This is a genomic window from Pseudideonella sakaiensis (assembly GCF_048320135.1).
In the GTDB taxonomy this organism is placed as follows: Bacteria; Pseudomonadota; Gammaproteobacteria; order Burkholderiales; family Burkholderiaceae_C; genus Ideonella_A; species Ideonella_A sakaiensis_A.
Window position 1 is genome coordinate 4111196 of sequence record NZ_CP182947.1, and the last position, 24717, is coordinate 4135912.

General features: G+C 64.5%; 21 protein-coding genes. 9 read left to right on the plus strand and 12 right to left on the minus strand.

The annotated features are described in order from the left end of the window. Positions 1-91 precede the first annotated feature (91 nt). A complete protein-coding gene (locus tag ACNH6H_RS18850) occupies positions 92-874 on the plus strand; it encodes an enoyl-CoA hydratase/isomerase family protein (RefSeq protein WP_418319832.1) in 783 nt (260 codons plus the stop codon). 46 nt (positions 875-920) lie between these two features. On the opposite strand, the gene ACNH6H_RS18855 is transcribed toward ACNH6H_RS18850, so the two are convergent. The 4 genes from ACNH6H_RS18855 to ACNH6H_RS18870 are packed head-to-tail and all read right to left on the minus strand — an operon-like array spanning position 921 to position 5155. Next, the gene (locus tag ACNH6H_RS18855; RefSeq protein ID WP_418319833.1) at positions 921-1691 is read right to left on the minus strand and encodes an SDR family NAD(P)-dependent oxidoreductase; all 771 of its coding nucleotides are present in this window, start codon (positions 1689-1691) and stop codon (positions 921-923) included. Positions 1692-1695: 4 nt separating this feature from the next. Next, entirely contained in the window at positions 1696-2901 is a 1206-nt protein-coding gene (locus ACNH6H_RS18860) for a CaiB/BaiF CoA transferase family protein (protein WP_418319834.1), read from the minus strand. Positions 2902-2933: 32 nt separating this feature from the next. Beyond that, the gene (locus tag ACNH6H_RS18865) at positions 2934-3998 is read right to left on the minus strand and encodes an acyl-CoA dehydrogenase family protein (protein WP_418319835.1); all 1065 of its coding nucleotides are present in this window, start codon (positions 3996-3998) and stop codon (positions 2934-2936) included. Then, positions 3995-5155, minus strand: coding sequence for an acyl-CoA dehydrogenase family protein (locus tag ACNH6H_RS18870; protein WP_418319837.1), 1161 nt, complete (start codon positions 5153-5155; stop codon positions 3995-3997). Before ACNH6H_RS18870 ends, ACNH6H_RS18865 begins: the two co-directional genes overlap by 4 nt. Before the next feature lie 135 nt (positions 5156-5290). On the opposite strand from ACNH6H_RS18870, the gene ACNH6H_RS18875 reads away from it, so the two are divergent. Beyond that, on the plus strand, positions 5291-5752 hold the full coding sequence (locus tag ACNH6H_RS18875) for a MaoC family dehydratase (protein ID WP_418319838.1): 462 nt from the start codon (positions 5291-5293) through the stop codon (positions 5750-5752). Positions 5753-5833: 81 nt separating this feature from the next. Here ACNH6H_RS18875 and ACNH6H_RS18880 read toward each other — a convergent pair whose 3' ends face one another. Both ACNH6H_RS18880 and fabG read right to left on the minus strand, forming a co-directional pair. Then, positions 5834-7966 (minus strand): acetate--CoA ligase family protein, encoded by a 2133-nt coding sequence (locus tag ACNH6H_RS18880; protein WP_418321397.1) that lies wholly within the window; start codon positions 7964-7966, stop codon positions 5834-5836. 8 nt (positions 7967-7974) lie between these two features. Beyond that, positions 7975-8733, minus strand: a complete 759-nt coding sequence (gene fabG / locus ACNH6H_RS18885; RefSeq protein WP_418319839.1) for a 3-oxoacyl-ACP reductase FabG — start codon at positions 8731-8733, stop codon at positions 7975-7977. A gap of 202 nt (positions 8734-8935) precedes the next feature. Between fabG and ACNH6H_RS18890 the strand changes: the two genes are divergently transcribed. The 4 genes from ACNH6H_RS18890 to ACNH6H_RS18905 are packed head-to-tail and all read left to right on the plus strand — an operon-like array spanning position 8936 to position 12429. Further along, complete coding sequence (locus ACNH6H_RS18890) at positions 8936-9907, plus strand: alcohol dehydrogenase catalytic domain-containing protein (protein WP_418321399.1); 972 nt, start codon at positions 8936-8938, stop codon at positions 9905-9907. A gap of 55 nt (positions 9908-9962) precedes the next feature. Next, complete coding sequence (locus ACNH6H_RS18895) at positions 9963-10385, plus strand: Zn-ribbon domain-containing OB-fold protein (RefSeq protein WP_418319841.1); 423 nt, start codon at positions 9963-9965, stop codon at positions 10383-10385. Further along, positions 10382-11542 (plus strand): acetyl-CoA acetyltransferase, encoded by a 1161-nt coding sequence (locus ACNH6H_RS18900; protein WP_418319842.1) that lies wholly within the window; start codon positions 10382-10384, stop codon positions 11540-11542. The genes ACNH6H_RS18895 and ACNH6H_RS18900 overlap by 4 nt, the downstream gene beginning before the upstream one ends. Continuing rightward, on the plus strand, positions 11539-12429 hold the full coding sequence (locus tag ACNH6H_RS18905; RefSeq protein WP_418319843.1) for an alpha/beta fold hydrolase: 891 nt from the start codon (positions 11539-11541) through the stop codon (positions 12427-12429). Before ACNH6H_RS18900 ends, ACNH6H_RS18905 begins: the two co-directional genes overlap by 4 nt. A gap of 18 nt (positions 12430-12447) precedes the next feature. Here ACNH6H_RS18905 and ACNH6H_RS18910 read toward each other — a convergent pair whose 3' ends face one another. After that, positions 12448-13974, minus strand: coding sequence for an acyl-CoA carboxylase subunit beta (locus ACNH6H_RS18910; RefSeq protein ID WP_418319844.1), 1527 nt, complete (start codon positions 13972-13974; stop codon positions 12448-12450). On the opposite strand from ACNH6H_RS18910, the gene ACNH6H_RS18915 reads away from it, so the two are divergent. The 3 genes from ACNH6H_RS18915 to ACNH6H_RS18925 are packed head-to-tail and all read left to right on the plus strand — an operon-like array spanning position 13954 to position 18975. Further along, positions 13954-15699, plus strand: coding sequence for a carboxyl transferase domain-containing protein (locus ACNH6H_RS18915; protein ID WP_418319845.1), 1746 nt, complete (start codon positions 13954-13956; stop codon positions 15697-15699). The two genes, ACNH6H_RS18910 and ACNH6H_RS18915, sit on opposite strands and share 21 nt — an antisense overlap. 16 nt (positions 15700-15715) lie before the next feature. After that, on the plus strand, positions 15716-17704 hold the full coding sequence (locus ACNH6H_RS18920) for an acetyl/propionyl/methylcrotonyl-CoA carboxylase subunit alpha (protein WP_418319847.1): 1989 nt from the start codon (positions 15716-15718) through the stop codon (positions 17702-17704). A gap of 56 nt (positions 17705-17760) precedes the next feature. Then, positions 17761-18975, plus strand: coding sequence for a CaiB/BaiF CoA transferase family protein (locus ACNH6H_RS18925; protein WP_418319849.1), 1215 nt, complete (start codon positions 17761-17763; stop codon positions 18973-18975). Between the two features lie 86 nt (positions 18976-19061). Here the strand turns inward: ACNH6H_RS18925 and ACNH6H_RS18930 are convergent, their stop codons facing one another. From ACNH6H_RS18930 to dctP, 5 genes are all read right to left on the minus strand, one after another. Continuing rightward, positions 19062-20303, minus strand: coding sequence for a CaiB/BaiF CoA transferase family protein (locus ACNH6H_RS18930; RefSeq protein WP_418319851.1), 1242 nt, complete (start codon positions 20301-20303; stop codon positions 19062-19064). Between the two features lie 4 nt (positions 20304-20307). After that, on the minus strand, positions 20308-21111 hold the full coding sequence (locus ACNH6H_RS18935; protein ID WP_418319852.1) for an enoyl-CoA hydratase/isomerase family protein: 804 nt from the start codon (positions 21109-21111) through the stop codon (positions 20308-20310). Between the two features lie 79 nt (positions 21112-21190). Then, a complete protein-coding gene (locus ACNH6H_RS18940; protein ID WP_418319853.1) occupies positions 21191-22363 on the minus strand; it encodes an acyl-CoA dehydrogenase family protein in 1173 nt (390 codons plus the stop codon). A 28-nt stretch (positions 22364-22391) separates the two neighbouring features. Further along, entirely contained in the window at positions 22392-23504 is a 1113-nt protein-coding gene (locus tag ACNH6H_RS18945; protein ID WP_418319855.1) for a nitronate monooxygenase, read from the minus strand. Between the two features lie 86 nt (positions 23505-23590). Continuing rightward, the gene (gene dctP / locus ACNH6H_RS18950) at positions 23591-24634 is read right to left on the minus strand and encodes a TRAP transporter substrate-binding protein DctP (RefSeq protein WP_418319856.1); all 1044 of its coding nucleotides are present in this window, start codon (positions 24632-24634) and stop codon (positions 23591-23593) included. Positions 24635-24717: the final 83 nt, after the last annotated feature.

Consider the following 24717-nt stretch of genomic DNA (forward strand, 5'->3'; position numbering starts at 1 on the left):
CGGCATTGCGGCGACGGGGCGGCGGTGACAGGACGCGCGGCTGTCCATAAAATCGATGCAGGCGGACGACGCCTTCAACCAAGGAAACACCATGACCGAAGCCGCAGTGCTTGCCAGCACGCGAGATCTCGTCTGCGAGATCACCCTCAACCGCCCCGACAAGCGCAACGCGATGGCGCCAGAGATGCTGCAGGCATTTCAGGTCGTGATCGACCGCGTCAAGGCCGACCGCACGATCCGCTGCGTCGTCATCATTGGCAGCGGCGCCAACTTCTGCTCCGGCGCCGATTTCCGCAGCGGCATCCTCGACCGCGGCAGCGAACTGCCGCAAGAGGCCACTGCCGCCATCTACAAGCCCTTTCTGACAATCCTCGATGTCGAGGTGCCGGTCATCGCGGCGATGAATGGCCATGCCATCGGCGGCGGCTTCGGGCTGGGCTTGGTGTGCGACATGCGCATCGCCAATCGCGATGCGCGCTACGGCGCCAACTTCGCCCGCCTCGGCCTGCACTCCGGCATGGCGATCAGCTACCTGCTTCCGCGCATCGTCAGCGTGCCACTGGCGGCCGAACTGCTGTTCACCGGGCGGGTGTTCACCGGCGCGCAGGCCGCCGAGATGGGCATCGCCAACCATGCCGTCGCGCCGGACGAGGTGCTGCCGAAGGCACGCGAACTGGCCGCCGAGATCGCCGCCTGCGCGCCGGCCGCCGTGCGCATGATGAAGCGCTCGCTCTACCGGGGCCTGAACTGGGACCCGAAGACCGCCGGCGAAATCGAGGCCTTTGCCCAGTCGCGCACGCTCGAGATGGCTGACGCCAAGGAGGGCATCGCCGCCCTGCTCGAAAAGCGCAAACCGCAATTCCGCGGCGTCTGACGGGCGCGTGGTGCGTGCTGCCCGGGCAGCGATGGTCGGCACGCTCTCACCACCCTCCGAAAGACAGCCCGCCGTTGACGCTGACGGTCTGGCCATTGACCTGCGAGGCCGCGTCGGAGACAAGAAATGCCGCCACCTCGGCCACTTCTGCGGCGCTCGGTGCGCGGCCCTGCGGAAAGCGCTCCAGTGCTTTCGAAAACAGGCGGTTCTCGAAACCCGGCTTGGAGAATATGCGGTCCCAGGCCGGCGTGTCGGTCGTCAGGGTCAGGGCGACCGAATTGACGCGAATGTTCCAGCGCGAGAATTCGCGCGCCAAGGCCTTGGTCATCAACACGATGGCTGCACCCACCGCGCCGATCACGGATTCACCGGGCGTCGGGTGACGGGCGGCGTCGGTGGTGACCATGATCACCGATCCCGAACCGCGTGCGCGCAGCGCGGGCAGCGCGGCATGAACCGGGAAGATCCTCGGCATCAGCCGGGCATTGAACGATGACTCGATCTGCTCGGCCGACATCTCGGCAAACGGAGTCGGGCCGATCGGCCCGGTCGCGCCGGCGCTGACCAGCATGTCGAGTCCGCCGGCACGTTGCACCGTGCGCTCGATGATGGCAGTCATGGCCGCGTGGTTGCCGGCTTCGCCGGCCTCGAAGGCAGCGTTCGGATTGATGGCGCGCAGCGTCGCCATTGCCTCCTCGCCATGCTCGGGATCGCGCCCGGTAACGACCACCTGGGCACCACGTTGCGCCAATGCGCGGGCGATGGCGAAGCCGATGCCACGTGAACCGCCGGTTATCAATGCAATCTTGCCTTCCATTCCGTCACTCCTTGTCTGCGCCACAAGCGGTCGCTCCGCTGGCTACCATGGCCGCGATATCGGATGCCGAGTAGCCAGCTTCGCTGAGGATCTCGGCGCTGTGTTCACCCAGCCTGGGGGCCAGGCGGGTCACCTCGAGCGGCGTTCGCGACCAGCTGGACGGCGAGCGCAAGCTGACCACGGTCCCGGCGCTCGGGTGCTCATGGCGTTCGAAGAAGCCGACCGCATTCAGGTGTTCATCCTGCAGAAGCGACTCCAGCGAATGCAGTGGCCCCGACGGCACATCGGCCTTGCGCAGCAGCTCCAGCCAATGCGCGGTGGTCTGGGTGCGGAACAAGGTCTCGAGGTAGCCGTAGACCTCGACCGAATTCGTGGTGCGGGCCTGCAGGTTGGCGAATCGCGGGTCGTGCATGCGCTCGGGTTCGCCGACAGCTTCCAGCAGCGACTGCCAATGCCGGTCGTTGATCAGAAAGGCGCAGACATGGCCGTCGGCAGTGCGAAAGGGCCGTCGGTCACGGCTGAGATGGCGCGTGTATCCCGGTGGCCCCAGCGGGGGATCGAAGCTGGACCCCATCAGGTGGTCTCCCAGCACTCCCTGGGCCATGGTCTCGAACATCGGCACTTCAATCGCCTGGCCTTCGCCGGTGCGCAGTTTGTGCACCAGGCCGCCCAGCGCAGCGTTGACCAGCGCAACGCCGACATGACGGTCGGCCATCGCTAGCGGCGCGTAACGGGGACCGTCGCCGCCGGCGCGTTCGAACAGGCTGGGGATGGCAACCATGCCCTGCATCAGATCGTCCAGCGCCGGCAGCGCCGCATAGGGGCCGTCCTGGCCAAAGCCGACTGCGCCGATGTAGACCACGCCGGGATTGACGGCGGACACCGCGTCGTAGGACAAGCCAAGGCGAGCCATCGCCTGCGGCCGCACGTTGTAGACGAAGATGTCGGCGTGCGCGGCGAGCCGCAGTACGGCGGCGCGGCCGGAGGGCTGCTTCAGGTCGAGCACGATGCTGCGCTTGTTGCGGTTGATCTGCATGAACATGCCGCCCAGGCCGGGTGCGGGCATCGGACCGATTGCGCGCACCAGATCGCCCTCGGGCGGCTCGACCTTAATCACCTCCGCACCCATGTCGCCGAGGATCTGGGTCGCGAAGGGACCCATCAGATAACTGGTCAGATCGAGCACACGAATGCCATGCAGTGGAGTCATCGTCGTCCTTTTCGGTCCCTGTTGATCGCCGGTCAGCGCGAGGTCGCTGCGGTCAGGCCGGTCCACGCACCCGCGGCGCCCTGACGGCGGAATGCCGCGACCAGTTCGCGCGCCCACCACGCTTCGCCGCCATGCTCGTCACGCCAGGTGAGCAGCCGCCGCGTGCTCTGGTGCAGCCCATGTTCGAAGGTGGTACCCATCGCACCGTGCAACTGGTGCGAGATGCGCGCGCTCAGGCCGGCAGCTTCGCCGGCGCGCACTTTGGCCGCAGCGATCGCTGCGGTGGCCCAGGGTCCGCCGCAGGATGCGCCTGCCGCCTGCACCGCCACCCGAGACGCTGCCGCCTCTTCTGCGAGTTGCGCGAGCTGGTGCTGAACCGCCTGAAACTGGCCAATCGATCGGCCGAACTGGACCCGCTCGCTGGTGAAGGCCAGCGTCAATGCCAGCACGCGGCGGCAGGCACCGGCGATCTGGGCGGCGCGCAACAACGCAGCGGCGCCGTGGCCATCGATGTCACTGGCATCAGCGAGCACTCGGCAGGCCACGCCCGGTGTGTCGAGCCCCAGATCACGCACCGTCACTTCGTCACGTGGCTCGCCGCTGAATGCCCGGCCCGCTTGCACTTCGAAGCTTGCGCGTGGCAGGCGCAGCACTACCGCGTCCTTGCCGCAGCGGGCATGGACTACCAGCGTGGTGCTTTGCGCTGCCCACGGCACGCGGTGCAGCAGCAGGCTGAGGCGTCCGGTCTGCAGTGCCGGCTCGAGATCGGTCTCGACGCAGGCAAAGCCCGGCGGGCCGCTGCCGGCTTCAAGACCGGCACGTCCCAACAGCCAGCCGGCCAGCACGCTTTCGGCAATTGGCAGCGGCACGTTGAACTCGCCTGCGCGTTCCAGCAGCAGACAGGCGTCTACCCAGTCGCCACCGGCTCCACCCTGCGCCTCAGGCACCAGCAGGCTCGCTGGTGCGAGGTCTTCGACAGCCTGCCACAGTGATTCCGGCCAGTCGCCGGACTCGGCGCTGTTGACGAGTTCGGCCGTGCAGCGTTGCCCGAACAGCCGCTCGGCGGCCGCGGCCAGAGGTTGTGCGAGTTCGCTCATTTTCCTTGCAGGTTCTTGGCGATCATGTTGCGGAGCACCTCGTTGGTACCGCCGCGCAATGTGTAGGTCGGCGCCAGCGGAAGCGTCGCCGCGAGCAATGCGCCGATCTCGGTGTCGTCGGCCAGTCGCTCGTCGGCAACCAGCGCTTCGCGCACGATTTCGAGCGATTCGCGCTCGAAGTTCGTGCCCAGGTCCTTCACCATGGCCGCCTCGATCACCGGCGACTGGCCGGCGCCCAGTGCACCCCACACGCACAGGCTCATGTTGCGCAAGGTCATCAGCCGTGCCAGCAGGCGCCCGGCCGCGCTGTCGCCAGACGCCGCCGGACCGGCCGCCAGACGGCGTAAAAAGAGGTCGATCAGCGGCATCGTGCTGAGGAAACGTTCGGGCCCGCTGCGTTCGTAGGCGAGTTCGCTGGTCACCTGCTTCCAGCCCTCTCCCGCAGCGCCCACCACGCGCTCGTCGGGCACGATCACGTCATCGAAGATGACTTCGTTGAAGTGATGGTTGCCGTCAAGCATGTGGATAGGCCGTATCGTCACCCCACTGCTGCGCAGATCGACGATCATCTGGCTCAGTCCGCTGTGGCGTGCCTTGGGGTCGGCTGGCGCGGTGCGGCAAAGCACGATGATGTAGTGACAGAAATGCGCGCCGCTGGTCCAGACCTTGCGTCCGTTCAAGACCCAGCCGCCAGCGCGCCGCTCAGCGCGGGTTCGCACCGATGCCAGATCGGAGCCGACATCAGGCTCGCTCATGCCAATGGCGAAATACTGCGTACCGGCGGCGATGGCGGGCAGGAACTCGCGGCGTTGAGCCTCGCTGCCGAAGCGCATCAGAAGCGGAGCGCTCTGCCGGGCAGCTATCCAGTGGGCACCTACCGGTGCGCCGGCCGCCAGCAGTTCTTCATTGATTGTCAAGGTGTCGAAAGCGGTGCCGCCTTGTCCGCCATAGGAGCGTGGCCAGTGGTAGCCGATCCAGCCGCGCTCGCCCAGGCGCTGGCTGAACTCGGCCGAACAGCCTTCGGTCCATGAGTTACAGATCGGCTTCAGCCGGCCGGCGCTCAACTCGTCGGCGACAAAGGCTCGGACCTTCTGGCGCAAGGCTTCGACGCTGCGGCCGAGGGTTGGCAGTGTCAGCTCGGGATTCAGGAAAAGCATCGGGGAATCGGTTCGTCAGAGATGATTCGCAAAAACTCAGGTGGGAATCATGCTCGGAATGGAGTATTCTGCCAAGTGTTAGTTTGACGCTTGGCGTTTGACGTTTGACAAATCTTGCCACCTGGAGGCCTTCTGATGTCCAACCGATCCCTCGACGACCTTAACACTGGCGATGTTTTCAAGAGCTACGGCCGCACCATCACAGAGACAGACATTGTGACGTTCACCGGCCTTGCCGGCCTGAAGTTGCCAATCTTCATCAACGAGGAATTCGCCAAGAAGCATACCGATTTCGGGGGCCGCATCTGTCCCGGGCTGTTGACGGCCAGCATTGCCGCCGGAATGATGGAAGAAATTCTCGGCCCGGCGACCATTGCCGCGCTTGAGCTGACCGATTTCAAGTTCACGGTCCCGGTGCGGCCGGGTGACACGCTGCGTGCCGAGGTCACGGTGGTCGACAAGAAAAACCTGTCGGACGGCAAGCGCGGCGTCCTGTACGGCTGCGTGCGCTTGTACAACCAGCGCGCGCAGCAGGTCTTCGAGTTCAGCGAGAAGCTGATGATGAGGCGCGGATCGGTCGAGAATCTCGATTGGTGAGCCGGTGAGCCGCCGTGCCGACTCGGTTGCGCAGCGCGCCGCTGCCTGGGCACCAGGCAGCGGGCCCGATCGCAGATCCGTTCAGCAGGCGTGGTTGCGCGGCACGATCAGCGCATCCAGCGCCAGCGCCCCCTGGCCTCGCGGCAGCACGACAAAGGGGTTGATGTCGATGCTGTCGATGTCGTCGGCGTGGAGTGCTGCATAGACCGACAGTTGCGAGAGCGCTTGCGCCAGCGCCTCTTCGTCTGCCGGCGGCTGGCCGCGCAATCCGGTGAGCAGAATCCGTCCCTTGACCTCGTCGATCATCCTGTGTGCCTCGTCGATGCCGAACGGCGCGATGCGGAAGGAGACGTCCTTGAACGCCTCGACGAAGATGCCGCCGAGGCCGAACATCACCACCGCTCCGAACACCGGGTCGCGCGTGACGCCGAGAATTGTCTCGACGCCGCGCGCGGCCATTCCCGCCACCACGACGCCGTCGAGCCGGGCTTGCGGGGCGTTCGAGTGCGCGCGCTGCTGCAGCGTGCGAAATCCCTCGCGCACCTGGGACTCGTCCTGCAGACCGAGCAGCACACCGCCGATTTCGCTCTTGTGGGCGATGTCGGCGGAGGCAATCTTCAGCACCACCGGGAACCCCAGTTCGGCGGCGAATGCCGCCGCATCGTCTTCGCTGGCAGCAAGCCGTTCGCGCACCACTGGAATGCCTGCGCTGGCCAGGATGCGCTTGGCGTCGACTTCGTTGATCGATTGCCCGGGTGGCGCCTGGGCTGCGGCGGGCAGCGGTGGCGGGGCCGAAAGGCTCTTGCCCCGTTCGGACTCGGCGGCAAGATAGGCCAGTGCGCTGGCCGCGCGCACCGCGCGGGTCGGTTCATCGAACAGCATCACGTTGGCGGCTTCGTAAAGCTTGCGAACCTCGGGTGTCGCCAGCATCGACATGATGATGGTGCGGTCGGGAAATCGCTGCAGCACCAGCTTCAGCTGATCCAGCAGGCGGCTGCTCAGATCGAGCACCTGACCGACGCTGGACAGGAATGCGACGACCACGTCGTAGCCACCTTCGGCCAACAGGAGGTCGAAATTCCGTTCGAACAGCGTCAGGTCATTGACAAGTTGCGCTGTCATGTCCACCGGATTGCGGGTGCCGGCGAAAGGCAGGATTTCCTTCAGACGGCGCTGTGCATCTTCAGGCATCGGCGCGACGTCGAGCCCGCACTCGGTGGCGACGTCGGCCATCAGCGCGCCGACGCCGCCCGACACTGTCAGCAGGCCGACACGTTTGCCCTTCGGTGGCTGGCGTGCTAATGAGCAGGCGTAGGCCACGTCGAACAGTTCGTCGATGGTGCGCGCGCGGTAAACCCCATACTGCTTGAAGAGCCCGTCATAGACCTGGTCCGAGCCGGCCAGCGAGGCGGTGTGCGAGGCAGTGGCCTGCGCGCCAGCCTCTGAACTGCCCACCTTCATCAGCACGATGCGTTTGCCGCGCTCACGCGCCAGCGCCAGTGCACTGACGAGTCTGTCCTTGTTGGTGGCGGCCTCGACGTAGCCCATGATGACGTCGGTGCCGTCGTCCAGTGCATAGTGGTTTACGCAGTCGGCGAAGTCGACGTCGCACTGGTTGCCGGTGGTGATCCACAGGTTCAGTCCGAGGCCGCGCTGGCGGATCAGCGACAGGCAGTAGCCGCCGAATGCGCCGCTCTGACTGACCAGGCTGATGCGGCCCGGCGCAAGCCCGAAGCCCGCTGCGCTGGGTGTGAAGGTGCCCAGAATGCGGCGCCGCACGTTGATGATGCCCATGCAATTGGGTCCAACAACGCGCATGCCCGTACGCTGCGTCAGCTCGGTGATCTGCTGCTGCCATTGCACTCCAGGTCCGCCAACCTCGGCAAAGCCCGAACTCAGGACGACGGCGCCGCCGAGGCCTTTTGCGGCGCAGTCTTCCAGCGCTGCAAACACGCTGGGTGCGGGTACCGCGACGATCGCCATGTCGACCGGGCCAGGTACCGACGAGACGGTCGCAAACGCGGGCAGACCCTGGATTTCGGCCGACTTCGGGTTGATCGGATAAAGCGGCCCGTCGTAGCCACTGCTTTTCAGGAAGTCGAGCGGACGCCCACCGATCTTGGTCGGGTCCGACGAAGCGCCGTAGACGGCGATGGCGCGCGGATTGAACAGCGCGCCCAGCGATGCCCGCGGGAGGTTGCCTGATGTGTGCATCGCCGTCTTCAGTGGATCGACATGCCGCCGTCGGCGCCGATCAGCTGACCGGTGACATAACTCGCACCCTCCGATGCGAGGAACACCCAAACCGGCGCCAGTTCTTCCGGCTCGGCCCAGCGGCCAAGCGGGATGCGCTCGAGCGTGCGGGTCTTGAAACGTTCGTCGGTGCGGATGGTCTCCGTCATCGGCGTGGCAGCACCCGGTGCGACGCAATTGACGACGATGTTGTAGCGTGCGAGTTCTCGCGCCGCCGACTTTGTGAATCCGATCAAGCCGGCCTTGGCTGAGCCGTAGTTGATCTGCCCGATGGTGCCGAGGATGCCTGCAGTGGAAATCGTATTGATGATCCAGCCGCGCTGGCGCTCCATCATGCTGCCGACCACCGCCTGCAGGCAATTGAAGCTGCCGGTCAGATGGACGGCGAGGACTTGGTCCCACTGGTGGGGCGTCATCTTGTGCAGCATCGCGGTGCGGGTGATGCCGGCATTGTTTGCGAGTACGTCCACCGGTCCGAATTTCGCAACGGTGTCGGCGACCATTGCATCGACTGCTGCGCGGTCTGCGACGTCGCACTTCAATGCCATGGCCTGGCCGCCCGCGCTGCGGATCGACTGCGCTACCACTTCGGCGGTTTCGAGATTCCAGTCGATGACGGCAACCTTGGCGCCTTGCGCGGCATAGGCGCGCGCGACGGCGGCGCCGATGCCCTGACCGGCACCGGTCACGACGGCGACCTTGTTATCGAGTGCTTTACCGTTGAACATGTTGTCTGCTCCTGATGTGAAAAAGAGGGGGGGTGCGCCGACCTGACATATCGGCCTGATGACAAACCAAACGAGTGTTTGTTAGACTAGACGATGCCACAAACCGGCCCTTGACGCCAGTGGCAACTTTTCGAGACAGGAGCCTATGCAAGCCATTGTCCTAGAGGGTTACGGCGGACCGGAGCAGTTCGCCCGTGTGGAGATGCCGCAGCCGGTGCCGCAAGGGGGCGAGGTGCTGGTGAGACTTCGAGCGTGCGGCGTCTGCTTCCACGATGTGCTGGCGCGCCAGGGTCACTTCCCGCGCACCCAGCTTCCTGCCATCATCGGTCATGAGATGGCAGGCGAAGTCGCCGAGCTCGGTCAGGGCGTCGCCGGCATCGGGATCGGCGAGCGGGTGGTCGTCATGATGAAGGATCACTGCGGCCATTGCCGGATGTGCATCCGGGCCCGGGACAACCTTTGCGAAAACAGTGCCGGCCTTCTTGGCGAGGCGGTGCCCGGCGGCTATGCGGAATATGTGGCGGTGCCGGCGCGCGCGCTGGTGCGCATTCCCGAAGGCGTCAGCTTTGAGCAGGCCGCCGTCGTGCCGTGTGCGCTGGGCACCGCATTCCACGGCCTGCATACGGTCGCGTCGGTGCAGCCCGGCGAATCGGTGTTGGTCACCGGCGCCAGTGGCGGTGTCGGCATCCACGCGGTGCAGGTGGCGCGCATGCTCGGAGCGCGCACGATTGCGGTCACCACCAGCGAAGCCAAGCGGAGCTTTCTGCAGGAATACGGGGCCGATGAAGTGATCGTCAGTGCAGACCTTGACTTCGCCGCACAGGCCCGCGAGCTGACTGGCGGCGTTGGCGTCGACGTTGTCTTCAACATTGTCGGCCAGCTCGCCTGGGCCGCCGCACTGAAAAGCATGGCGGTGGCTGCCCGTCACGTATTCGTCGGCAATCTGAACGCTGCCCCGGTGTCGCTGCGCCCGGCCCACGCCATCTTGAAGGAGATGTTTTTCCTCGGCACCGACGGAGTGACACGTGCCGAAGTCCATGACCTGCTTGAACTGGTGCGCGTCGGCAGGCTGCGGCCGGTGGTCGGCGGCACGCTGCCGCTGGCCGAGGCGGCGCGGGCACATGGGTTGATGGAGTCGCGCGAGGCCTGTGGCCGACTGGTTCTGACGATGTGAGTGTCGGACCGTCTCGATTCCCTGTCCCTTCCTGCCCACCGAAACCGGAGATCCCATGACAACTGCACCCCCGGCCGACGACTGGACCGTCGGCCTCGGCCCCGACATGGTCTATGCGCAGCTGCTTGCGCGCGACGAGTTCCGCATCCAGCACTGCCGCAGCTGCGACAGCCATCTCTTTTATCCGCGCCTGGCCTGCAGCTGTTGTGGCGGTATAGAACTCGATTGGGTGGCGCCGAGCGGCCGAGGTGTCGTGCACGCGGTAAGTGTCGTCAACCGCAAGGCCGACAAAGGCGGACCCTATAACGTCGTGCTGGTCGACCTCGCCGAAGGTCCGCGCCTGATGAGCCGGGTCGAGGGAATCGCGCCCGAGGCGATCCACATCGGCATGGCGGTGCAGGCCCGCGTGGCGCGCGGCGACGACGGCGCGTGCGTGGTGTTCGATGCAGTCAACGCAAGCACCGGAGCAGCAACATGAGCACTCACGGACTTCGTGGCAGCGCCGCGATCGTCGGTGCTGCGCTCGCGGGTCTTGGCGAAGCGCCCGGCCGGAGCTCAGAAGAAATCGCCATCGAGGCGAGCGTCAAGGCCTTGGCCGAGGCCGGCCTGACGACGCGTCATGTCGACGCGGTGTTCGGCTCGCTGCCCGGCAATTCGAACCCGCTGTCGGGGTTGCTGATCGCCGAGATGCTCGGCCTGCAGCCAAAGATTACCGACAACAACCGCACCGGCGGTTCGACCTTCCTCTCGTACACGCTGATGGCGGCAATGGCGCTCAAGGAAGGGCTGTGCGAAACCGCGCTCATCTTCTACGGCAGCAACCAGCGCACGGCCTCAGGCAAGCTGATCTCTTCGGTCCGGCCATTTGCGTATGAGGCACCGTATGCGCCACTGTTCCCGGCCACCTCGTACGCGCTGGCCGCCTCGCGCCACATGCATGAATACGGCACCACACGCGAACAAATGGCAGCGGTGGCGGTCGCCGCGCGGGCTTGGGCCAACCTGAATCCGGAGGCATTCATGCGCGGCCCGTTGAGCATCGACGACGTGCTCGGCTCTCGCATGGTGTCGAGCCCGCTCACGGTGCGCGACTGCTGCCTGGTCACCGACGGGGGCGCCGCGCTGGTCATGACCACGGCGGCGCGTGCACGCGACATGCCCAAGCGGCCGGTCTATCTGTTGGGTGCGGCGGCGGCGACGACACACATGAACATCATGGCCATGCCCAAGCTCACTGAAACGGCGGCGCTGGACTCGGGCCGACGTGCGTATGCGATGGCCGGCATGACGCCTGCCGACATCGATGTCGTCGAGCTCTATGACGCATTCACCATCAACACCATCCTGTTTCTCGAAGACCTTGGTTTCTGCAAGAAGGGTGAAGGCGGCGCTTTTGTCGCCGGCGGCGCAATTGCACCCGGCGGGCGGCTGCCGGTCAACACCAATGGTGGCGGTCTGTCGTGTGTGCATCCCGGCATGTATGGCATGTTCACGCTGGTCGAAGCGGTAAGGCAACTGCGCGGCGAGGCTGACCAGCGCCAGGTCCCGAATGCACAGGTGGCCTTGTGTCATGGCAACGGTGGCGTACTGTCGAGCCAGATCACCAATATCCTGGGCACCCAGGCGACCTTATGAATCTGCCAGCCGCCAACCTTCACGACTCGCCGCCCATCACGACCGATGCGTTGCTGCCGGGTCTGGCCGTGTGTACCTCGACCTGTGCCGGCATGGTGGCGCGCGCGACCGGTAGCGGCCCGAATCTGCTTCTGCTGCATGGCGGTACTGGATCCTGGACTCACTGGATTCGCAACATCGAGGCGTTGTCCCGCAGTTTCCGCGTCATCGTGCCCGACCTGCCGGGCATGGGCGAATCGCTCGACGTGCCGGTGAATTCAGATCTCGACAGCTATGGCGCCCACTTGCTGGCAGCAGTCGAAGCTGGTCTGCTGCCTTCGGATGAGCCATTTTTCATCGCCGGATTCTCGTTCGGCGCCGTCGTGACGGCCTGGCTGGCGGCCCGGTTGCCGCAGCGGGTGCTCCGCATTGCACTGCTTGGGCCGGGCGGGTTCCCGCCAGGAACCTGGGTACGGCCGCCGCTCCGATCGGTGTCGTCTGATGCCACCGATGATGAAATCAATGCGGTGCATCGCCGCAACCTCGAGCTGATGATGGTTGGCGACCCGTGCCGCATCGATGCCCTCACCGTGGCGATGCAGCGGCGCAACCATTCTCTGACCCGCTTCCGGTCCCGCTTCCTCGGCTACCGTGATTCGCTCGGGCCCAGCCTGCGCGCTACGCGCTGCCCGGTGCTGGCGATCCTGGGTCAGGACGACCCGCTGCCGATATCCGGTGCGCTGGCGCGTGCCGCCTACCTCAAATCGAACTCGCCACGGCTCAGTTGTCGTATCCTGGCCGACGCCAGCCACTGGGTAGCCTTCGAGCAAGCTGAAGAAGTCAACCGGCTACTGCTCGGCTTCTTCATGGCGCAAGGCGAGGACATGGCCGGCAGCATCACGCGCTGACGCCGCACCCCATCCACCTTACATCCGGAACACGGCGTATTGGGTCGCCTTGGCCGGAGTGCGGCCGGCGACGTCGAGCAGCTGGGCGATGACCGCGCGCGTCTCCACCGGCTCGATGACCATGTCGCACCACAGCTGGCGCGCCCAGTTCAGCGCCCCTGCGACGTTGTCGCTGGCGTCGGCGCGGGCTGCGGCGCGTGCATTCGGCCACATCAGCAGGGCATTGGGCTTGAAGGCGCGGCCACACATGGCGTAGTAGGCCGCACCGTAGACTTGGCCGACGATGAGCGTGATCTTCGGCACATCGGCATTGGCCACCGCATTGAGCAGCTTGGCGCCATGCTTGCCGACCCCACGTTGCCCGGCCCGGTCGCTGCCGGCAAAGCCCGGTGAATCGACCAGAAACAGCAACGGTATGTCGCGCTGGCAGCACAGCTCGATGAAATGTGCACCCTTGGCGGCAGCTTGCGAAGTGAGCTCGCCATTGCCAGCCAGGATGCCGATCTCGAAACCTTCGATCCGCGTGAATCCGCAGACCAGCGTTTCCCCATGCAGTTGCTTGAACTCCTGGAAGCGACTGCCGTCGACCAGGCGGCTGATGATTTCGCGGCAATCGACGCTGCCGGCAGGCGCTCGCTCGCCTGTGAGGCGGAGCAGGCCGGGCAATTCCTGCGGGCTGTAACGCGGAGGCTCGGCCGCGGCGCGGGTCCAGCGCAGGCGCGGCGGTTCGCCCAGGTGGGCGACGATTCGTCGAGTGATCTGCAGCGCGTGGGCGTCGTCTTCGGCGATGTGGTCGGTGACGCCGCTCAGGCGACTGTGCATCTCGGCGCCCCCCAGTGGCTCGATATCGACCACCTCGCCGGTTGCCGCGAACACCAGTTGAGGGCTGCCCAGGAACATCGCACCCTGATTGCGCACGATCACCACTTCATCGCACAAGGCCGGGATGTAGGCACCGCCGGCAGTCGACGGACCGAATACCAGCGCAATCTGCGCAATCCCCTCGGCCGACATCTTGACTTGGTTGTACATGATCGACCCTGCCTGACCATCGTCAGGGAAAATGTTGGCGAGATCGGGCAGAAAGCCGCCACCGGACTGGACCAGGGTCAGGCACGGCAGGCGGTGTTGCCAGGCGAACAGCTGCGCTCGTGTATGGCGCCTGGTCGTCATGCCGAACATGGTGCCGCCCTTCACGGTCGCATCGTTGACGATCAGCATGCAGGCCCGCCCGCAGATCTGGCCGACGCCAGTGACCATGGTCGCGCCGGGGGGCACGCCGTCGTACATGTCGGCCCCGGCCAGTTGGCCGATCTCCAGGAATGGAGACCCCGGGTCGAGCAGGGCGGCGATGCGTTCGCGTGGCAGCATCTGGCCCCGGCTCGTATGCAGTTTTCGAGATTTTTCGCTGCCGCCCACCGTGGCTTCATCGCGCCGCTCGCGCATTCGCGCCATCACTACAGCGTAGGCGTCGCGCCGGAGCTCGAAGTCCGGCTCGGCGACGGCCAGGTGAGATCCGATCGAGTGATTGTCGTGCAGGGTCATAAAGGACGTTGTAACCTAACGAATGTTTGTTATCGTACATTCTTTGCGGCATCATCGGCAATCCGCTCCGACGTTCTCCGACATGAATCCAGATACAAGAACCACTATTGCAATGTACGCAGCGGGTCGAGGCCGGCGACGCGGAGGCGCGCGATGAGCATTGTCAGATCGGCGCTGCTGACCAGTGCCGACGAGTCGGCCGCCAATCGTGCCTTCTACGAGGAGCGAGTCGCCGATCTACGCCGGCGCCGATCCGCGGCGCTGGCCGCTGGCTCCGAAGCCTCGCGGCAGAGACTGCGCGATGCCGGGCAGTTGCTGGTACGCGAGCGGCTCAGTGCGTTGCTCGATCCGGGCTCGCCGTTCCTGGAACTTTGCCAACTCGCCGGCGAAAGCCTGCACGGCGACGATCCGCCAGGCGCCGCAATGGTCACCGGAGTCGGCATGGTCGCCGGGCGGCCCTGCATGATCATCGCCAACGACGCCACCGTGCACGCAGGTGCCTACACCACCACAACCTGCAAGAAGCATGTGCGTGCACAGCGCTTCGCCTGGTTGCACCGGCTGCCTTGTCTGACTCTGCTGCAGTCCGGCGGTCACGCGGCTGACGAGCAGTCGTCCGACTTCGCCGACGATGGCCAGTTCGGCTCGATCTTGTACAACCAGATGCGGATGTCGCGCGAAGGCATCGCGCAGATTGCGAGTGTGCACGGTCCGGCCGCCGACCGCGGCGCCTTCGTGGCGGCCCTGTGCGACGAGGTTGTGGTTGTGCGCGGGCAGGGTGCGCTGGAATTCGGCAGCCTGGCGCAAGAGGCTGAAGCCGACTGCGGCGACCTCGAGGATGCTGGTACCAGCGATCGCTTGGCCGAGAGCGACGCGCACGCGATTGCGATCCTGCGCGACATCGTCGCCCACCTGGGCGATGTACCCGCGCTGCGCCGCAGCGTGGCCGCCGTCGCCGAGCCATTGCACGATCCGGTCGAGATCTACGGCATCATCAGTGCTGACCCGCGCATACCCACCAACAACCGCGAGATCGTGCTGCGCCTGATCGATGGCAGCGACCTGCACGAGTTCAAGCCCGATTACGGCGATACCTTGATCACCGGATTTGCGCGCATCCAGGGCCACGACGTCGGTATCCTGTGCAACAACGGCGTGCTGTTTTCGGAAAGTGCGATGAAGGCGACGCAGTTCATCGACCTGTGCTGCAAGCGCGACATCCCGTTGTTGTTCATGGCCGACATCAACGGTTTCATGGTAGGTCGCGCGGCCGAGGAGGCCGGAATTGCCAAACACGGCGCGAAGATGATCACGGCGATGACCTGCGCCAACGTGCCCAAATACACGTTGATCATCGGCGGCTCCTACGGTGCCGGCTACCTGGCGATGTGCGGGCGTGCCTTCAAACCGAATGCACTGATCATGTGGCCGAACGGCCGAGCCTCGATCATGGGCCCCGATCAGGCGGCCACGACCCTGGCGATGGTCAAGGACGACCAGCACAAGCGCAACGGCACGAGCTGGACCGATGCGCAGCGCGAAGCCTACAAGTCGCCGGTGCGCAAGACCTTCGAGGACTTCGCCAATGCATACAACTTCGCCCGCAACACTTGGTGCGACATGGTGATCGAGCCCGCGGAGACGCGCGATGTGATGGGGTTGCTGCTCGACCTCGCCGCACGCGTGCCGGCCGTGCCCTCACACTTCGGTGTGTTTCGCATGTGAGCCGGGAAAGACCGTCGTGTTCAAGAAGATACTGATCGCCAACCGTGGCGAGATCGCGTGCCGAATTGCGCGCACTTGCCGCCGCCTTGGCGTGGCGGTGGCCGGTGTGCATTCGAGCGCTGATCGCGATGCCCTGCATGTACACGAGATCGGCGAGTCGGTGGAGATCGGTGGCGCACCGGCTTCCGAGAGCTACCTGCGCATCGACGCGGTGATCGCAGCGGCGAAGGCCGTGCACGCGCAAGCCATTCATCCGGGATTCGGTTTTCTGGCCGAGAACGCCGCCTTCGCTCGCGCCGTCGAGGCGGCAGGGCTGGTGTTCATCGGTCCTACCGCCGATCTGATCGGGCGCCTGGGTGACAAGGCGGCGGCCAAGCGCGAGGCCCTCGCTGCGCAGGTGCCGATCGTGCCCGGCAGCATGTCGCCGAGTACGGACCCGGCCGAAATCGCTGCCAGCGTGCGCGAGATCGGCCTGCCGGTGATGTTGAAGGCCGCTGCCGGCGGCGGCGGCAAGGGCATGCGCGGAATCACCAGCTTCGACAGCCTGTCGGAGGACATCGAGTCCGCAATGCGCGAGGCGAAAAACTCGTTCGGCGATGCCGGATTGATTGTCGAAAAGCTGATCAGCCAGGGCCGCCACATTGAAATCCAGATTGCCGGTGACGGGCAGGGCCATGTCATCCACCTGTTCGAGCGCGAATGTACGCTGCAACGCCGTCATCAGAAGGTGATCGAGGAGGCGCCGGCGGCGATGCTGAGCGCGAAACTGCGCGACCGCATGACCGCCGACGCGGTGCGCCTGGGCGAGCGGCTGATGTACCGCGGCGTCGGCACGGTCGAGTTCATCGTCGGTGCCGACGACTACCACTTTCTCGAAGTCAACCCGCGCTTGCAGGTCGAGCACCCGGTCACCGAGATGGTGACGGGACTGGACATTGTCGAGATCATGCTGCGCATTGCCAGCGGCGAAGGCTTGGCCTTGAGGCAGGAGGATGTGCGCTGCAGTGGCCATGCAGTGGAGGCTCGCGTCTGTGCCGAGGACCCGGCCGCGGGTTTCTTGCCTTCCACCGGTCGGCTGGCGCATGTGCAGTTTCCAGGTCACGGTGTGCGAGTCGAAACCGGCATTCGCAGCGGCATGGAGATCACGCCGTACTACGATCCAATGCTGGCCAAGCTGATCACGTCGGCACCGACGCGCAACGAGGCGCTCGACCAGCTCAAATCCGCCCTCGACGCAACAATCGTTTTTGGCGTCACCACCAACATCCAGTTTCTTCGCCACCTGATCGACCTGCCACAGACACGCAGCGGGAGCTTTCACACGCGCTTGATCGACGAGGAGATTGCCGGCTGGGCGGTCGGCGAGTCGCGCCACGACACGCAGACGCTGGCGATTGCAGCCTGCTGCTGGCTGCAATCTCAGCGCAGCCCTGCGGGTCTCGGCCCGTGGTCGAGTTGGGCCCGCAGCGGCTGGCAGATGCGGTCCTGCGACGATGGTCTTGCGCCGATCCCCAGCCTACATGTCGAGGCGGCCGACGGCAGCGCCGAGATCCGTTTCGCGCCGCTGCATCGCGACGGCAGCATGCTGGTTGGTGTCAACGACGAGCGCCTGCAAATTGCGCTCACCGTCGCTGACGACGGTCGCTTCCTGGCAGTGGCCGGCTCGCGCCGCGAGACCGTGCATCTTCACTGCGACGGCGAGATGGTCTATGTGCATGACCGACGCGGCTCGCACGTGCTCAGGGCCGTTCCTTACCTGTCTTACATCAGCACGGCGGCACAGAGCAGCGGCGACCTGAAAGCCCCGATGATGGGCCTGATCCTGAAGGTCAATGTGGTTCCGGGCGACCGTGTCACCAAGGGGACGGTGGTGGCAATCCTGGAATCGATGAAGATGGAGATGCGGATCGTTGCCGAATCGGACGGCATCGTGGCCGCGGTTCATTGCCAGCCCGGGCTGACCGTCGAACGTGCTGCGGTCGTTGCCGTTGTGACACCTGACTGACGCAGACGGAGCAGAACGAATCGAATTCCGAACGATGACATGAGACATTTCACACCATGAAGCCGAACGAAAAAACCAACACCGGACCGCTGGCCGGCATCCGCATCCTGGACCTGACCAGCGTGGCGATGGGCCCGTACATGATGCAGACGATTGGGGACCTGGGCGCCGAAGTCATCAAAGTCGAACCCCCCCAAGGCGACATCACGCGCCATCTGGCGCCGGGTCGAAGTGCGGGCATGTCGCCGCTTTTTCTGCAGCTCAATCGCAGCAAGCGCAGTGTCGTGCTCGACCTGAAGGACTCTGCCGGACGGGACGCCTTGCTGCAACTGGCGCGCGGCGCAGACGCGCTGGTATGCAATGTGCGCCCCGCGGCAATGGCGAGGCTGGGCCTCGATTACGCCGCAGTCGCCGCAGTCAGCAAGAAGATAGTCTACTGCTCGCTGGTCGGCTTCGGCCAGGCCGGACGCTATGCACGGCGGGCCGCGCTCGATGACTTGATCCAGGGTGGCAGCGGCCTCGCCGCGCTGGCCGCGCGTCAGGATGGCACGCCGCATTACGCGCCCGGCTGGATCGCCGATCAAAGCGTTGGTCTGGTTGGCACCTATGCGCTGCTGGCCGCGCTGCTGCATCGCGAACGCACCGGTGAAGGGCAGGCCGTCGAAGTGCCTATGTTCGAAACGATGGCGCAATACATGCTGACACCGCATTTGTACGGCAAGACGTTCCGCCCGCCGATCGGTGGCACCGGCTACCCGCGCATCTTCGCGCGGCGGCCGTTCAAGACGCAGGACGGCTATATCTGCGCCACCGCCTACACACCGGCGCATTGGTACCGCTTCTTCGAACTGATCGGGCGTGCCGAGCTAAAGAAAGATCCGCGCTTCTGTGATCAGGCCGGCATCTCGGCCCACGTCGCCGAATTGAACGACATCTTCGCCGAATCGGTGCGCACGCGCAGCACGACCGAGTGGCTTCGCCTGCTCGAAGATGCCGATATTCCGGTTCTGCCGATGCACACGCCCGACTCGCTGATCGACGATCCGCACTTGGCCGAGGTCGGCTTCTTCGAAGATGTCGAGCACCCGTCCGAAGGGCCGATCCGTACCATGAGCGTCCCGACCAAATGGTCGCACTCGAAACCGGTGCCGGCTCGCATGCCGCCGACCCTGGGCCAGCACAGTCTCGACATATTGCGCGAAGCCGGGTTGTCGCAGGCGCAGATCGACGATCTGCTCGCGCGCGGTGTCACCCGGGACGGTGCTTCATGATTCAGGCCCGACTGAGGCCTTCGGATTGAACCTGCCCCGGGTCACATCCAGAGGCGGTTCGTCACCGGAACGTCCGGACCCCGTATTCAGCAGGACGGCGGCACCCGGGTGATGTCGGCAGTGATCAGGCGCTGGATCTCGTCGTCGGCGTAACCCGCCTCGCGAAGAATTTCGCGGCTGTGCTCGCCCAACCGGGGCGCGGGCCGCGTCACCACGGGTGGGCAATCGCTCCACTGGGTAGAAATCTCGGTGGTGCGCAGCAAGCCTTCCGACGCATGCTGCTCGAGCTTGAAGAAGCCGGTGCTTTCGAGGTGAGGATCCTGCAACAGCCCGTCCAGCGTGTTCATGCGCATTGCCGGTACGTCGGCCTCATCGAAGGCCTGAACCCACTCGTTGGTCGTCCGCTCGAGCAAGCCACTGGCAAGGATTGCATACAACTCCTCGATGTTTCTGGTGCGTGCCGCGACACCGCTGAAGCGGGGATCGGAAATGAGCTCTTGCCGACCGATCAACTCAAACACCCGTACCCAGTCCTTGTCGACGTAGGGCATGACGCAGACATGGCCGTCACGGGTCGGAAAAGGTCGCCGTTGCGTCGAGACCAGCCGGGTGTAGCCCATCTCGCCCAGCGGCGGCTCGAAGACCTTGCCATAAAGGTGATCGGACAGCACCATGTCGGCCATCGTCTCGAACATCGGCACCTCGATGGCCTGGCCCTTGCCGCTGCGTTCGCGGTGGAAAAGCGCAGCAGTGACCGCGTAGACAACGGTCAGTGCCACCGACCGGTCGGCGATGGCTGTTGGTGCGTAACGGGGTTCACCACCGCCGGCGGCGAGCAGCGACGGAATGCCGACCGCTCCCTGGATCAGGTCGTCATATGCCGACTTGGCAGCGTACGGGCCGTCTTGCCGATAGCCGTAGGCACCACAGTAGATGATGCGAGGGTTCACCGCCGCTATGTCCTGGTAGGCAAGGCGGAGTCGAGCCATCGCCTGGGGCCGGACGTTGTAGACCAGAACGTCGGCTTGCTCCGCCAACTTGAGCAACGCCTCGCGGCCGGCTGGCTGCTTCAGGTCCAGCACAATGCTTCGCTTGCTGCGATTCGAGCACAGGAAAATCGCGCTCATGCCTGGATGACGCGCGGGACCGGTATTGCGTACCGAGTCACCATCGGGCGGCTCCACCTTGATCACGTCGGCGCCCAGGTCTCCGAGGATCCTGGTGGCGAAGGGACCCATCACCGCGGTCGTGATGTCGATGATGCGAATGCCCTGCAGCGGTCCGCTGCTCTTCACTTCCGGGATTGCCGGATTGATATCGTCCGTCACCGCTCTATAGACCGCGGAATTTTGCTTCGCGCTTCTCAAGGAACGCGGTCAGGCCCTCCTGGTGGTCCTCCGAAGTCAGCGTGATGGATTCGCTGGCAGCGGCCAGTTCCAGTGAAGTCTCGAGATTCATGTCCATGCTTTTTTGCATCACCATCTTGGCCAGGCGCAGCGCGATAGGCGGCCCGTCGGCAATGCGTCGGGCCAAAGTCATCGTGCGGTCAAGCAACTCCTGGTGAGGCACCAGCTGGCTCAGCAAGCCCCACTGATAAGCTTCCTGCGCGCCGATCGGGTCGCCCGTGAAAATCATTTCGGCCGCCTTTGACGAACCCACCATGCGCGGCAGGAACCAGCAGCCGCCAGTGCCTGGGAACAATCCGATGCGGGCGAATGACTCCATGAATCGAGTGTGTTCGGAGCCGATGCGTATGTCGCAGGCCAGCGCCAGGTCACAGCCGCCTGCGGCGGCCGCACCGTTGACCATTGCAATGACCGGCACCTCGCAATTGCGGATGCCGTGAATCAACGGATAAACGCCCAGCCGCAGACCCTGCCGCTTCGATTCGGCACTGTTGTGTGGCAACAGTCCGGCCGGTCCTCCCAGGTCCTTCAGGTCGGCCCCGCCACAGAAGGCGCGGCCAGCGCCTGTGAGAACGATGACGCGTGTTCCGTTGCCCTGCCTTGCGGCTTCGAGCACGCCGACGACTTCCTTGATCATCTGGCCGCTGAGCGCATTCATGCGCTCCGGGCGATTGAGTGTCATGGTTGTCACGCCATCCTGGGTGGCGACAGAAATTGCCTGATATGTCATGTTGCTCCTTGCCGATCGATCGTGATCGAAAATTAGAAATGGCGTTCGCGGCTGTCCGGTTGCGCTTGAAACACCAGCCTCACGCCCCGTGTCGGTCGATCTTTTTCCACCCCAGTTCGTCCATCCCGAGCATGTTCTTCTGGATGTTGGCCGAACCTTCCCCGGTGCGCATCACGCGGGCGCAGGTGAAATATCGAAATACCGGAAACTCTTTCGCAAAGCCGTATCCGCCGAAGACCTCGAGGCATTTTTCAGTGACATCCATCACCGCCTCGCCAGCGAAATATTTGGCAATCGATGCCTCGCGGCCGAAAGGCAGTCCGCGGTCTGCCTTGGCGGCGGCACGGTAGATAAGCCAGCGTGATGCCTCGGTTTTCGCCAGCATGTCGGCGATCGTGTGCTGGATGGCCTGGAACTCACCAATCGTCTTGCCGAATGCCACCCGTTCTTTCGCATAGGCGACGGCCATGTCCAGGCAGGCCTGAGCAATCCCCAATCCGCGCGCCGGAACGCAGACGCGTCCATAGTGCAAGGTGGTCATCGCGGCCTTGAAACCCTGTCCCTCGACATGGCCGAGCAGGCTGTCCGCGGGAATCTCGACATCCTGGAAAGACAGTTCAGCGCTGGGTATGCAGCTGGTACCGATATCTGCCGGAATCGGACGGGCGCTGAATCCTTTCAGACCCCTGGTCTCGACCAGGAAGGCGGAAATTCCGGCGTGACCCTGATCCGGATCGGTCTTGGCAAACAGCAGGATCAGATCGGCGACCGAGCCCAGCGTGGTCCACATCTTGCTGCCATTGACGACATAACGGTCTCCCTTCAACACGGCCCGGGTCTTCATCGCTGCGGAGTCGGACCCTCCTCCGGGTTCGGTGAGTGAAAAACAGCCGACGTACTTGGCCGAGATCAAGCCGGGAACGTATTTCTTCTTTTGCTCATCGGTGCCCCAGCGGTAGATCGCCATCGGCACGTTGACGCCCTGGTTATTGAATGACATGCCGCTTTCAATCGAGGCCCGCATCATTTCTTCCATGATGAGTACCTGAGCGACGAATCCGAGTCCGCTGCCTCCGTATTCCTCCGGGAACAGGCAGCCGAACATGCCGGCCGCCGCCATCTTCTCCAGCAGGTCCCGATGGAAGACACCTTCAGCCTCACGTTGGCGCCAATGGGGCGCGATTTCCTTGCGCGCAAAATCGATCGCCATCTCGCGTGCCGCAGCCTGTTCTGGACTGAGTTCAAAATCCATCGCTACACCTTGGGTATTGGGTCGACATTCAACTGTCGTGCATCATCCGGAACAGCCGATCGGTCGCTTCGACAAACTCGTTCATCATGTCGTGGACGACTTGCCTGCAACTGGTCTGCGCATTGATGTCTCCGACCAACTGGCCGACCGGGTAATACTGCCACTCGTCGAGCTTGCCGCGTGCGACGCGCAGGTGCGGCTCGGTCATCAGCATGGTCTGATAGGGCAGCGGCGCGAACGGCGGTGCGTCCGGACGTTCCCAGGCATCGGACAACTTGCTGCGCAGTACTCGCGCGGGCTTGCCGGAGCGCAGCCGGCTCTGCACGGTGTCTTCGCTGCTGGCCGAGAAGAATCGTCTCTTCAGCGCCGGGGTCAGTTCGCTCTCCTGGGTGCCCAGCCAGATCGAGCCGCACCACACCCCTTCGGCTCCGAGCGCGAGCGCCGCAGCCATCTGCCTGCCGCGGCCGATGCCACCGGCGGCGAGCACCGGCAGCGGTGCCACCGCGTCGATCACCTGTGGCCACAGGACCATCGACGTGACCTTGCCAGTGTGGCCACCCGCCTCCATGCCCTGAGCGACAATGAAGTCGACGCCGGCCTGTTTGTGGCGCAGCGCATGTTCGGGCTTGCCCGCCAGTGCGCCGACCTTGATTCCCATGTCGTGCAGCCGCTGAACAGTCTCTTGCGGCGGCGATCCCAGTGCGCTGACCACCGCCCTGATCGGATGGCGCAACACGACTTCGAGCACCGCCTCGGTCTGCTCGCGCGTCATGTTGATGCAGTCGAGAAATTCCTGGACAAGGATCGCACCATCGGCCTCCGGCAGGCGGGGAATACCGGCTTCGTCGAGGACGCGCCGCATGAACCGGACCTGATCCTGGGGGAGATCTTCGGCTGTCATCCGGCGGTCTGCCAGCTTTTCATACCTGGTCGGCAACAGCACGTCGACGCCATACGGCTTGCCGCCAACGCGCGCATCTATCCATTGGAGTTCGGTTTCCAGCTGGGCGGCGGTCTTGTATGCGACGCCGAGTACGCCCATGCCACCGGCCCTCGTTACCTCTGCGACGACATCGCGACAGTGCGAGAAGGCGAAGATCGGTATATCGATTCCCAGAAGTTCGCTCAGTTTGGTTTTCAACGGGGTCTACTTTCTATCAGAGCGGCACCGCAAGTTCCGCCGGGTCGCGGCCTGAAAGCCGGCACGCGCTTGTCGTTCTTCGCTCGTTACCGCGGCGGCCGGGCGCTGTTGACAGCTTCCGTAAAGGCGCGCAAGGTCTCGGTTCCGGGCTTGCCGCGCCCATCCAGGTCCTTCGCCCATTCGATGCCTGCGGTGGAGAATCGATGCTGAAGATCACTCTTCTCCGCCGCGGAGAATCGAACAACGGAGGCGCCCGCCTGGCGTATCTTCTCGAGATCCGCTTGGGTGTTTTCATCCATCAGCGCGCAGGCCCGCCGCGTGGCTGCATCCCCCGCATCAAGCATGGCCTGCTGCACGTTCGACGGCAGTGATTTCCAGCGCGCCTCACTCATTGAATAGGTGAGCACCGCGCTCGCAAAGTTCTCGCCGGCAGTGACCGATTTGACCAAGGTGTGCAGGTTGTACGACACCGCCGCCGCATACGACACCACGACACCGTCGAGTGTGCCGCGCGACAGTGATTCGTAGATTTCGGGAGCCGCCATGCGAACCGGTACCGCGTTGAGCTTGCGAATTGCGCTGTCACTGGCCGCTCCGGTGGAGCGCAGCTTGCGTCCCGCGAGTTCCTTGACCGAATCGAATTTCTGCTTGAGCAGCACCTGGTAGGGAACACTGACGAGGGTGAACAACACACGGATTCCGTTTGGCGCATATTCCTTCTGCGCCAGGATGCCATCGCGCGCCAGCTTCCAATAGGCCAATGTGCCTTGACACGAACTCGCGAAGCCGCCCGGAAGTTCAGCCACTGCCGACAACGGCATCTTTTCGGAGCTGTAGGACGGCATCACCGATCCAATGTCGACGACCCCGGAAACGGTCAGCGCGAGCAGATCCTTCGCCTTGCCCAGCTGTTCGGATGGATAGTGCTCGAAACTGACCTGCCCGTTGGTTGCGCGTCCAACGGCGTCCATGAAGTACTTGGCCGCAGGCTCCGAGAAATAGTGACCGGAAGCTGGAAACGAATCCGCCACGCGCAGCACAATCTTCTCCTGCGCCTGACTGCCGCCTGCCGACAGCAGCGCGAGTGTCGTCAATGTGGTGGCGGTGAGTCTCGTGAAAGCAGCTGGCATGGCTATCTCCTTGAAGGGTCGTCGTGCCGCAGGTCGAGTCGTCTGGGGATCCCGCCGCCTTCTGCGCACCTGTCGAATCGGAC